This window comes from Bacillus sp. F9_6S_D1_P_5, from assembly GCF_054823925.1.
In genome coordinates, this window is sequence record NZ_JBTREW010000003.1 from 278,038 (window position 1) to 289,539 (window position 11,502).

Genomic DNA, 11,502 nt, shown 5'->3' on the forward strand with positions numbered 1-11,502 from the left:
AGCACCTCACTTATATAGTAAGTATAGGGAGAAGAACTTCTCCTCTCCCTACCATTGTACACTACTATCTCTTTATTTTGAAACAGATTTAACGTACTCTTGTACAAATGCTAAAGCTTCCTCAACTTGCGCTGGGTTTTTACCGCCCGCTTGTGCCATATCAGGACGGCCGCCACCGCCACCGCCACAACGAGAAGCTACTTCTTTCACAAGTTTACCAGCATGGTATCCTTGGCTAATTAAATCTTTCGTTACGCCAGCTAAGATGTTTACTTTGTCATCATTTACAGACGCTAATACGACAACTGCAGTTTGTAATTTATTTTTTAGGTCATCCATCATCGTACGTAAGTTGTTCATATCTGCAACATTTACTTTTGCCGCTAATACGTTTACGCCATCAACTGTCATTACTGAATCAGTTAAGTTTCCAGCTTCAATATTGCTTAATTTCGCTGCAAGAGATTCGTTTTCTTTTTGAAGTTGTTTTACTTCAGCAAATAAACCATCTACTCTTGTTAAAATATCTTTCGGATTTGTTTTCATTTTTCCTGCTGCTTCTTTTAATAAACCTACTTGGTCGTTCATTAATTCATAAGCAGACTTACCAGTTACCGCCTCAATACGACGAGTTCCTGCACCGATACCAGACTCAGCAACGATTTTGAAAATACCGATAGAAGCTGTGTTATCAACGTGACAACCACCACAAAGCTCTAAGCTGTAATCGCCAACTTGTACAACGCGTACAACATCACCGTATTTTTCACCGAATAATGCCATTGCACCCATTTCTTTCGCTTCTTCGATTGCTTTTTGAGAAATCTCAACATCAATACTTTCCCAAATTTTCTCGTTTACGATACGCTCAATTTTTTCTAATTCGTCAGCTTGTACTTGACCGAAGTGAGAGAAGTCAAAGCGTAAACGTTCAGAAGTTACAAGAGAACCCGCTTGGTTAACGTGCGTTCCAAGTACATCTTTTAATGCTTGGTGTAATAAGTGGGTTGCTGTATGGTTTTTCACAACGCTACTACGGTTTTTCGTATCGATAATAGCTTTCACAGCTGCATCTTTCGTTAATGTACCTTCTTCCACAACAACTTTGTGCAAGTTTTGACCGTTTGGTGCTTTTTGTACGTCTTTTACAAGAACTTTCACGCCATCAGCTAGAAGGTAACCACGGTCTGCAATTTGTCCGCCGCTCTCAGCATAGAATGGTGTTACATCGAGCATTAATTGTCCTTCTTCACCAGCTTGTAAGCTGTCTGTGTATTCGCCGTTTTTCACAAGTGCAACAACGTTACTTTCTGTTGCAACTGTACCGTAACCAACGAACTCGCTCGCTACTTTCACTTCTCCAAGGACACCGCCTTGAACTTGCATAGAATCAACGTCTTGACGAGCAGCACGTGCGCGCTCACGTTGTTTTTCCATTTCATTTTCAAAGCCTTCTTGATCAACTGTCATACCAGCTTCTTCTGCATATTCTTCTGTTAATTCAATTGGGAAACCGTATGTGTCATATAGACGGAACGCATCTACTCCAGAAATAACAGTTGTTTTTTCTTCTTTTGCTTTTGCGATAACTTCAGCTAAAATCGCTTCACCATCATGAAGTGTTTCGTGGAAACGCTCTTCTTCATTTTTCACAACTTTTGCGATGAAATCTTTCTTTTCAAGTACTTCTGGATAGAAGTCTTTCATTACTTCTCCAACAACCGGTACTAATTCAAACATGAATGGACGGTTGATGTTTAATTTCTTAGAATAACGAACAGCACGACGTAATAAACGACGTAATACATAACCACGGCCTTCGTTAGATGGAAGAGCACCGTCACCAACAGCGAATGTTACTGTACGGATATGGTCAGCGATTACTTTAAACGCCATATCTTTTTCTAAGTCACCATTGCGATACTTGTCGCCAGAAATTGATTCTGTTGCGCCAATCATTGGCATGAATAAGTCTGTGTCAAAGTTTGTAGGTACATCTTGAACGATAGATGTCATACGCTCTAGACCCATCCCTGTATCGATGTTTTTCTTAGGAAGTGGTGTATATGAACCGTCTGGATTATGGTTAAATTGAGAGAATACAAGGTTCCATACTTCTAAGTAACGCTCGTTTTCTCCGCCTGGATATAATTCCGGGTCACTAAAGTCATTACCGTAAGCTTCTCCGCGGTCATAGAAAATCTCTGTATTCGGTCCACTTGGTCCTTCACCGATATCCCAGAAGTTTTCTTCTAAACGGATGATGCGCTCTTTTGGAACTCCCATTTTCTCATTCCAAATTTTGAATGCTTCTTCATCTTCTGGATGGATTGTAACCGATAGTAATTCTTTATCGAATCCGATCCATTTGTCGCTCGTTAAGAATTCCCAAGCCCAAGTAATTGCTTCTTCTTTAAAGTAATCACCGATTGAGAAGTTTCCTAACATTTCAAAGAATGTATGGTGACGAGCTGTTTTCCCTACGTTTTCAATATCGTTTGTACGAATTGATTTTTGAGCATTTGTAATACGTGGATTTTGTGGGATTACACGTCCATCAAAATATTTTTTTAATGTTGCTACACCACTGTTAATCCATAAAAGAGATGGATCCTCATGTGGAACTAGTGATGCACTAGGTTCTACTGCATGTCCTTTTTCTTGGAAAAAGTCTAAAAACATTTGACGAATTTGTGCGCCTGTTAGTTGTTTCATTGTATTTTCCTCCTTAAATATAAAAAACTCCCGCCCCTATAAAAGGGACGAGAGTTAACTCGCGATACCACCCTAATTATGAATTGATTATTATACAAATCAATTCATCACCTCATGGTGCCGTAACGTGGCAAGACGGCAGTGATTAGCTGCTCTCAGGATTAGCTTTCTGTTACCCTTCATTTAAAGCTTCTTTCAGCCATATGGAAGCTTCTCTCTATAAATGGACTGTAACGTACTTGTTCCGTCATTGATTTAATGTATTATATGACTAAATATAATAGAATTCTCTTAAGTTTGTCAATGTAGATAATCATTTATATTATATCAATTGCTTATTAATCATAGCTATTCTACTATTCATTCTTAACAGCCTTTTCATATATTATGCATGTATGAATAAATTGCACTACCTCTACTTATTTTTCTGAATATTTTATTTTTTTATAATTAAATTATCAATAATAAAGGAGCGATTATAATGACAACCTTATTGAATAAAGCTAAAAATATGATAATGACTGACGAAACGATATTATTTTACACTGCATGTTCATTAGATATATTTATTTATCGTTCCGTTGCAAGACCAGGACTGTTAATTTTAACGAACAAGCGGCTCTTCTTTTACGGACCAGATGTAAGTAAGAACCCATTATTTGAAGAGTACTCTTTCGCAAACATTTCTAATCTAAAGGAGCAAAAACGTCTTTTCAGCAATCAAATTATATTTATGTATGATAATGAATGGAAAAAAATAAAACATATTCAAACAAATGATGTAGGCACTCTCGTTCAACAAATACACGAGCAACTCTCAAGATAATGAAAGCCCTCTACTATAGGTAGAGGGCTTTCCTATTACACATTTTCTTTTTTCCAAAGAGGTCTTACATGAACGATTACTGTACGAATGACTGCTAAAATTGGAACTGATATTAATAATCCTACAATTCCTGCCACTTCTCCTCCAACTAGTAATGCCAACATAATAATAACTGGATGCATACGAAGCGACTTACCAACGATGTAAGGGGATAAAATGTTACTTTCCAAAAATTGCAAAATCGCAATCGTAATTCCCGCCTTAATAAGTAAACTCGTTGATACCGTTGCCGCAATCATTAATGTCGGGATTGCTCCTAAAATAGGACCGAAGTACGGGATTATATCCGTTACCCCAATAATAATGCCGAGTAATAATGGATATTTCATACCGATAAACCAAAAAGAAAGAACAGATACGCCCCCTAATACTAAGCAAACGAATAACTGTCCTCGAATATAACTTCCGAGTGACTTGTCAATTTCTTTCGCCAGCATTTGCCCAGTACTCCGCCACTTACTCGGAACTAGCTTCCAAAAGATATGATAAAACTCACCGTAATCTTTTAATATGTAAAATACAATGAACGGTATTAAGAAAATAATAAGCAGCGAATCCAGTACCCCACGAGCTGTACTCATTACTTTATTTAAAAGTGATTGTATCTTCGTTTCTACTCCAACAAAAATTTGTTTCACCTTTTCATGAATAAATGACGGGAAATTCGCTGTCTGTTCTGTGACGCCATCCATCCAAGAATCATACATTTTTGTAAACTGCGGGAATTGTTCATTGATTTCTTGTAATTGCTTAATCACAACTGGCGTTCCTTTATAAATGCCATAACCAATTCCACCAAAGAAAAGGATGTAAATGAGCAAAATAGCAAGTGTGCGCGGCATCCCTTCTTTATGAATTTTTTCAATTAAAGGATGCAATAAATACGCAATAAAACACGCAATAAGAAACGGTGTAATTGCCACTTTAAATACAAAAATAATCGGTGCCCATAGCGGTTTAATTTTTAAAAAGACGAGCAAACAAAGAAATACGAGTAACAATAACCCTAAACGATATATCCAAATGATTTTAAGATTCTTCACACGAAAAACCTCCTCCACCTTTATTTTGAAAATAAATAGGGTAGGTTATGTGCAAAAGTTTTAAAATCTTTTCATGCAGACCATACTGTTTTGTAAAGACGTACATATACATAACATAATAAGGACAACCACCCCTGAGAATGCAACATGGAACAATATGATCAGGAGGGCTCATAATGGTTTTATTTATGCTCGTATTATCAGCACTTTTTATGATTCTCGAATGGGTTTGTATCGGGTTTGGTATTTGGAAAGGTTTCTTTATTCGTTCCTCACGAAAAGAAAGGGCGAAGCAATTATTTCATTACGGAATGCTTGGCGTTGGATGTTACGGTCTATCTTATCTCTTCTCTGAAATTGGACTTTTATATTTGCATACAAGTGCATAAAAAAACTCCCTTATGATAAAGGGAGTTTTTTACGCTTATAAATAAGATTTAATCATCTTACGTGCTTTTTTCATATTGCGTTTTGAAAATACATCTTGTTTGCGCGCATATTGATACGCTGCCGCTCCAACACCTAATGCGATTAATGAATTGCGTAGATTCAAAGTAAATCCCCCTTTTCGTTATCCGATCGTTCTTTCGTTCTCATCAAATAAATCATCAAGTGAGCTTAATGAACCATCTTCCTCTACTTGATGCGTATGGATTTTCCCCTTTGAAACCGATAATTCGATATAACAATTCCAGCAATAAAATTGGTTGACACCTATTTTTCCAATGTCTTTCCCTTTGCAATTTGGACAAATGAACATATGGCTTTCATCTCCTTACAGTCTCCCAGATTCTATTCGCCATTATGTCCAAACCGCATTCATTTATACATTGCTGGAGCCTTTCAACGTTATACGTTTGAAAGTTTCACTATATAATTTCACCTTGTTACATGAAATCATACGGTGAAATGTTTTCCACGTCCATTTCTTCGCCATTAACTGTTACCATCTGTACTTCTCCTTGTGATTCTTGCAAGCGACTCGCTAAAGTCGTTTGACGCATTGCATCATCAAGGCGATTTACACCAGACTGGAAAGCTGCTTCCTCCCCGCAAATAATGAGGAACTTTTTACTTCTTGTAATACCAGTGTAAATTAAATTACGACGTAACATACGATTGTAACTTTTTACTATCGGCATAATCACAATCGGGAACTCACTACCTTGCGATTTATGAATCGAACAGCAATAGGCATGTGTAATTTGATTTAAATCTGGTTTTGTATACGTTACTTCAATTCCATCAAATGAAACGATAATCATATCTTGTTGCTCAACGTTCTCTTTCGCATAAAACACCGAAACAATTTCTCCGATATCGCCATTAAACACTTGGCTCTCCGGCTGATTAACGAGTTGCAATACTTTATCTCCTCGTCGGTATACAACGTCACCGTAAGCAATTTCTTTACTCTTTTCCCTTTTCGGATTAAACACTTCTTGCAACGCTTCGTTTAGTACGTTAATACCGGCAGGACCACGATACATCGGGGCCAATACTTGTACATCTCTTGCGCTAAACCCTTTTGTCTTAGCATTCTCACAAACCTTCTTAACGACCTCAACAATTTGAGCTCCTGTACAACCGATAAATGAACGATCTTTTTGGTTTTGCGCTAAATCTGGCGGGAGCGTTCCATTTTTTATCGCATGGGCAAGTTGAATAACTGATGAGCCTTCCGCTTGACGATAAATTTCAGTAAGCTTTACCGTTGGAACTGCACCTGCATTCAATAAATCTTTCAATACTTGACCAGGTCCTACAGATGGTAATTGATCTTCATCGCCTACAACGATAACTTGAATGTTAGTCGGCAATGATTTAAACAACTGATTGGCAAGCCAAATATCAACCATTGAAAATTCATCAATAATAAGCAATTTCCCTTGTACAGGATCCGTTTCATTACGCTGGAAAGACCCTTCTGGCGTCCAGCCAAGTAAACGGTGAATTGTACAAGCTGGAAGCCCTGTTGATTCACTCATTCGCTTCGCTGCTCTTCCTGTTGGAGCCGTTAATAATATCGGAAATGGATTATCATCACTGTATTCATTCGGATTTAACGATAGCCCGTGAAGTGACGCATACATTTCAACAATTCCTTTAATAACTGTTGTTTTCCCTGTTCCTGGCCCACCTGTCAATAACATCATCGGTTTATGAAGTGCCGTTTGAATTGCTTCTTGCTGAAATGGTGCATACTGTACATTCAGTTGTTCTTCAATTTCACCTAACGTCTTTAACACTTCTGCTTCAGGAAATGAAGGTGTTTCCTCTTGATTCATAAGCCTACGAATAGACTTTACAACACCTTTTTCAGAGTAGAATAACGATGCTAAATATATCCGTTCTTCTTCTATGATGACTTTCCCTTCACTTTGCATCATTTCAACGCAACCTACAATGTCTTCCTCCGTCACTCGTCCTTCTTGATTATTTAAAAGTGACATCGTTTCTCTTACAAGTTGATCTTTTCCCATATAAACGTGACCAAGTTGCAACGATACATTTTCTAGCGTATAAAAACACCCCGCACGTACACGGTCGTCGTGATTACCCGATATCCCTAGTGCACGTCCTATATCATCTGCTCTTCCAAAACCAATTCCGTCCACTTCTTCAATAAGTTGATATGGATTATTACGAATTACTTCTAATGTCATCTCTTTATATTGCTGGTAAATTTTAATAGAAAGCTTCGTTCCAAAACCGTAACCATTTAAAAAACTCATTACTTTCTCTAGCCCTTGATGTTCAACAATTGTCTCATATATTTCTTGTGCTTTTTGCTTGTTGACAACGCCATTTAAAGCCTCGGGATCATCCATAATTTTAGAAATAGCATGTTCCCCGAGATGGTCTACAATTTTTTCAGCTGTGCGCTTTCCTATCCCTTTAAATAAATCACTCGCTAAATATTGCACCATACCAGCTTTTGTTTGCGGCAATTCTTTCTTAAACGTTTCAACTAAATATTGTTTCCCATACTTCGGATGGTCTTTAAAATGGCCTGTCAATGTAAACACTTCATCTTCATGCATGCGGGGAAAATGACCGTTTATCATCACTTTTTTTTCATCGTACGTTTCATTTGTTTCAATGACTTTCATACTGACAACGGAATAGAGGTTTTCTTCGTTGTGGAAAATGGTATGAAGAACTTGCGCTTTTATAAACTTTTTCTCTTCTTCAAACAAATCCATTGCATGTTGATTTCCCATCTTTCCTCTCCTTTCCGGTTTCGTTTCACTTTAATGAGCAGTACATCCCCCACCTCTTTAGATGAGGGATAACTACCCATTAAACTATATTTTCACCTTATTCAGCTTCTTGCTCTAATAAACGAACACCATTACCAGCTAAAAAGTGATCTGGTTGAATTTCAGTTGCCTTCTTAAATAAAGCAAGAGCCTTCTCGTTATTTTCTTCAAATACGTACGCAACGCCTAAATTATAATACGCATCTGCATGCTCTTCATCCATTTCTAATACCTTTTCAAAATAAGGTTTCGCCTCTTGAATATGTTCTAGTCGTGCAAAGCAAAGTCCGCACTGGAACACAGCTTCTACATCGTTTCCATCTAACTCTGTTGCTCTTTGTAAAAACGGCAGTGCAAGACGATCATTTCCAAGTTGCACATATGTAATACCTAGCATAAATGTTACATCAGCTGATTGTAATCCAGCTTGCATCGCCTGTTCAAATACAGCTTTAGCCTCTGTAAATTGCTCTTGACCGTAATATACGTTTCCTAATCCATAATAAGCAGCCGCAGATTTATCATCTAACTCTAATGCACGTTTATAAAATAAAATTGCTCTCTCACTGTCACCTAGTACATCTAATAAGTTTGCAAAATTAATGTATCCAAGCGCATCTTTCGGATTTTCTTCGATTGCTTCTGTGAAATTTTTAGCAGCTTCTTCCCAGTTTCCTTCTTGCATATATTGAATACCTGTTTCAAGTTTGTTTGACATGTCCTTCACCTCTACAACAAATTATAACAAAGAATGTATTTTCCAAGCGAACGAAAATTCGCTTTATGTAAAAGAAACCTCTAACCGCGAATCGGCAGAGGCTTCTCATTTTATCCTAAATAATCCAATTTCTTACCGCTACGGTACACTTCATCAATTGTAGCACCGCCTAAGCACTCATCTCCATCATAGAAAACGACTGCTTGTCCTGGTGTAATTGCACGAATTGGCTCGTCACAAAGAATACGAACTGTATTTTCATCAACGATTTGAACCGTTACTTTATTGTCTTCTTGACGATAACGGAATTTCGCTGTGCATTTAAATTCTTTTTCTTTCGCTTCATTACTTACCCAACCAATATTCGTAGCAATAACTTCATCACCATATAGAAGTTCGTTATGGAATCCTTGATCCACATATAAAATGTTTTCTTTCAAGTTTTTCCCAACAGCAAACCACGGATCACCGTTACCACCAATACCAAGGCCATGACGTTGTCCAATTGTATAGTACATTAAACCGTCATGCTTTCCTTTCACTTCACCAGATAATGTTTGCATTACACCTGGTTGTGCTGGTAAATAGTTACTTAAGAAATCTTTAAAGTTACGCTCACCAATAAAGCAAATACCAGTACTATCTTTTTTCGCCGCTGTCGCTAAACCAGCTTCTTTCGCCATTTCACGAATTTGTGGTTTCTTCAGTTCACCAAGCGGGAACATTGTTTTTGATAATTGCTCTTGGCTTAATTGATTTAAGAAATACGTTTGGTCCTTATTATCATCAACGCCGCGAAGCATTTTATATTCGCCGTCCATATAAGCAACGCGTGCATAATGACCTGTTGCTACATAATCAGCACCAAGCGCAATGGCATGCTCTAAAAATGCTTTAAATTTAATTTCTTTATTACACATTACATCTGGGTTTGGTGTACGACCAGCTCGGTACTCATCTAGGAAGTACGTAAATACTTTATCCCAGTATTGTTTTTCAAAGTTTACTGCATAATATGGAATGCCAATTTGGTTACACACTTCAATTACATCATTGTAATCTTCAGTTGCTGTACAGACACCATTCTCATCTGTATCATCCCAGTTTTTCATAAAAATTCCGATTACATCATAACCTTGCTCTTTTAATAAAAGAGCCGCTACAGATGAATCGACGCCACCGGACATCCCGATGACAACGCGTGTTTCGTGAGGTAGTTTGTTCATCATGTCACCTCCCATGCTAATTTTGTGTTAATCGCTTCACGATTTTCACTGTTTCGTACGCCGCTTTCTCAATTTGCTCTTTCGTATTTCCAAGTCCGAAACTAAAGCGTACGGATGAACGTATTTGATCGGAGTCTTTTCCGAACATCGCTACTAATACATGTGATGGATCAATTGAACCAGCTGTACAAGCCGAACCACTTGATACTGCAATGCCAGCTAAATCTAAGTTCACAAGAAATGGTTCAATGTTCATTCCTGTAAAACTAATATTAAGCACATGTGGTAAGCGATATTCTAAGTTTCCGTTTACCTCGAAAGTAATGTTTTCATTTTTGAAGACAGATACCATTATATCTTTAAACTCTTCATATTGGGCATTTTTTTGCTCACGAGTTTTTTCAGCTAACAAAATTGCATGCTGAAGCCCGGCGATACTCGGTACATTTTCAGTACCAGCACGGCGTTTTCTTTCTTGCTCCCCGCCTATTAATAACGGTTCAAATTTCACATCTGCACCAGCATATAAGAACCCGACACCTTTTGGCCCGTTAATTTTATGAGCTGAAATCGATAATAAATCAATACCAAACTCTTTCACATCTATTTCTACTAAACCGTAAGCTTGTACCGCATCTGTATGGAAATAAGCTTGATGCTCTTTTAACAACTTACCTATTTCCGCAATTGGTTGCATCGTCCCAACTTCATTATTACCAAACATCACAGATACAAGAATTGTCTCTTCTGTTAATGCCTTTTGTATGTCAGAAACTTGAACGCGTCCTGTTTTATCGGCAGGTAAATATGTCACTTCAAATCCTTCACGCTCTAACAATTCACACGTATGCAAAATCGCATGATGTTCAATTTGCGTCGTTATAATATGGTTACCTTTATGACGGTTCGCACGCGCTACACCGATAAGCGCTAAATTATCAGCTTCTGTACCACCGCTCGTAAATATAATTTCATTCGGATTCGCATGAATGCTACGTGCACACGCGCGTCTCGCTTCATCTACTGCATGGCGCGTTTGACGTCCATAAAAGTGAATACTAGATGGGTTCCCGAATGTTTCTGTCATATATGGAATCATCTTTTCGACCACTTCTGGGTGAGTCGGAGATGTCGCAGCATGATCTAAGTAAATGCGTTCCATTAAATCTCCTTCTTTCCAAATCGTTTCACAAGGAATTAAATGTAAAACATATAGCCCCCGTGATTTTCTTCCTCATAACGTACTAAATCTTCTAAAGTTGTACTATCTAACACTTCTTGCACCGCATCTCGAACACGCATCCATAATTGGCGTTGTGCTGGTTCTTCTTCTTCTATCATTTCTACAACACTAATTGGACCCTCTAATACACGGATTACATCCCCAGCTGTAATGTTAGCTGGCTGATCTGATAATACATATCCGCCATATGCCCCGCGCGTACTCTTTACTAGACGAGCGTTACGAAGTGGTGAAATTAATTGCTCTAAGTAATGTTCCGATAAATCATGTGCCTGCGCAATTGATTTTAAGGAAATTGGACCTTCACCAAACTTTTTTGCAAGATCGATCATAATTGTTAAGCCGTAACGGCCTTTCGTTGAAATCTTCATCTATTTTGCACCTCTTTTCAAATTTTCACTTCTATTG

11 protein-coding genes and 1 other annotated feature are annotated in these 11,502 nt (G+C 37.9%); of the genes, 2 read left to right on the forward strand and 9 right to left on the reverse strand.

Annotation, left to right across the window (positions count from 1 at the left end; translation table 11 throughout):
- Positions 1 to 72 precede the first annotated feature (72 nt).
- A complete protein-coding gene (alaS, locus tag ACUXEY_RS06235; protein ID WP_461300298.1) occupies positions 73 to 2,715 on the reverse strand; it encodes an alanine--tRNA ligase in 2,643 nt (880 codons plus the stop codon).
- A gap of 40 nt (positions 2,716 to 2,755) precedes the next feature.
- Positions 2,756 to 2,975, reverse strand: a binding site (T-box leader).
- Positions 2,976 to 3,196: 221 nt separating this feature from the next.
- Between alaS and ACUXEY_RS06240 the strand changes: the two genes are divergently transcribed.
- A complete protein-coding gene (locus ACUXEY_RS06240) occupies positions 3,197 to 3,541 on the forward strand; it encodes a PH domain-containing protein (RefSeq protein ID WP_461300299.1) in 345 nt (114 codons plus the stop codon).
- Between the two features lie 35 nt (positions 3,542 to 3,576).
- Here the strand turns inward: ACUXEY_RS06240 and ACUXEY_RS06245 are convergent, their stop codons facing one another.
- Positions 3,577 to 4,644, reverse strand: coding sequence for an AI-2E family transporter (locus ACUXEY_RS06245; protein WP_166702879.1), 1,068 nt, complete (start codon positions 4,642 to 4,644; stop codon positions 3,577 to 3,579).
- 176 nt (positions 4,645 to 4,820) lie between these two features.
- On the opposite strand from ACUXEY_RS06245, the gene ACUXEY_RS06250 reads away from it, so the two are divergent.
- Positions 4,821 to 5,033, forward strand: coding sequence for a hypothetical protein (locus tag ACUXEY_RS06250; RefSeq protein ID WP_000242555.1), 213 nt, complete (start codon positions 4,821 to 4,823; stop codon positions 5,031 to 5,033).
- Between the two features lie 35 nt (positions 5,034 to 5,068).
- Here the strand turns inward: ACUXEY_RS06250 and ACUXEY_RS06255 are convergent, their stop codons facing one another.
- The 7 genes from ACUXEY_RS06255 to cymR form a co-directional block, all read right to left on the reverse strand.
- On the reverse strand, positions 5,069 to 5,197 hold the full coding sequence (locus tag ACUXEY_RS06255; protein ID WP_001053553.1) for a YrzQ family protein: 129 nt from the start codon (positions 5,195 to 5,197) through the stop codon (positions 5,069 to 5,071).
- A gap of 18 nt (positions 5,198 to 5,215) precedes the next feature.
- Entirely contained in the window at positions 5,216 to 5,404 is a 189-nt protein-coding gene (locus tag ACUXEY_RS06260) for a hypothetical protein (protein ID WP_000469281.1), read from the reverse strand.
- Positions 5,405 to 5,531: 127 nt separating this feature from the next.
- A complete protein-coding gene (gene recD2 / locus ACUXEY_RS06265) occupies positions 5,532 to 7,868 on the reverse strand; it encodes an SF1B family DNA helicase RecD2 (RefSeq protein ID WP_166702880.1) in 2,337 nt (778 codons plus the stop codon).
- Positions 7,869 to 7,965: 97 nt separating this feature from the next.
- Complete coding sequence (locus tag ACUXEY_RS06270) at positions 7,966 to 8,625, reverse strand: tetratricopeptide repeat protein (RefSeq protein WP_461300300.1); 660 nt, start codon at positions 8,623 to 8,625, stop codon at positions 7,966 to 7,968.
- 110 nt (positions 8,626 to 8,735) lie between these two features.
- The gene (mnmA, locus tag ACUXEY_RS06275; protein ID WP_016135363.1) at positions 8,736 to 9,851 is read right to left on the reverse strand and encodes a tRNA 2-thiouridine(34) synthase MnmA; all 1,116 of its coding nucleotides are present in this window, start codon (positions 9,849 to 9,851) and stop codon (positions 8,736 to 8,738) included.
- 16 nt (positions 9,852 to 9,867) lie between these two features.
- Positions 9,868 to 11,013, reverse strand: coding sequence for a cysteine desulfurase family protein (locus tag ACUXEY_RS06280; RefSeq protein ID WP_461300301.1), 1,146 nt, complete (start codon positions 11,011 to 11,013; stop codon positions 9,868 to 9,870).
- A gap of 35 nt (positions 11,014 to 11,048) precedes the next feature.
- Positions 11,049 to 11,465, reverse strand: a complete 417-nt coding sequence (cymR, locus tag ACUXEY_RS06285) for a cysteine metabolism transcriptional regulator CymR (RefSeq protein WP_000704116.1) — start codon at positions 11,463 to 11,465, stop codon at positions 11,049 to 11,051.
- Positions 11,466 to 11,502: the final 37 nt, after the last annotated feature.

What these genes read in the sequence shown, in the direction of transcription:
- ACUXEY_RS06270 (WP_461300300.1), bottom strand. Translation starts at nt 8,625, where the DNA reads ATGTCAAACAAACTTGAAACAGGTATTCAATATATGCAAGAAGGAAAC.
- ACUXEY_RS06260 (WP_000469281.1), bottom strand. Translation starts at nt 5,404, where the DNA reads ATGTTCATTTGTCCAAATTGCAAAGGGAAAGACATTGGAAAAATAGGT.
- cymR (WP_000704116.1), bottom strand. Translation starts at nt 11,465, where the DNA reads ATGAAGATTTCAACGAAAGGCCGTTACGGCTTAACAATTATGATCGAT.
- recD2 (WP_166702880.1), bottom strand. Translation starts at nt 7,868, where the DNA reads ATGGGAAATCAACATGCAATGGATTTGTTTGAAGAAGAGAAAAAGTTT.
- alaS (WP_461300298.1), bottom strand. Translation starts at nt 2,715, where the DNA reads ATGAAACAACTAACAGGCGCACAAATTCGTCAAATGTTTTTAGACTTT.
- ACUXEY_RS06280 (WP_461300301.1), bottom strand. Translation starts at nt 11,013, where the DNA reads ATGGAACGCATTTACTTAGATCATGCTGCGACATCTCCGACTCACCCA.
- mnmA (WP_016135363.1), bottom strand. Translation starts at nt 9,851, where the DNA reads ATGAACAAACTACCTCACGAAACACGCGTTGTCATCGGGATGTCCGGT.
- ACUXEY_RS06250 (WP_000242555.1), top strand. Translation starts at nt 4,821, where the DNA reads ATGGTTTTATTTATGCTCGTATTATCAGCACTTTTTATGATTCTCGAA.
- ACUXEY_RS06240 (WP_461300299.1), top strand. Translation starts at nt 3,197, where the DNA reads ATGACAACCTTATTGAATAAAGCTAAAAATATGATAATGACTGACGAA.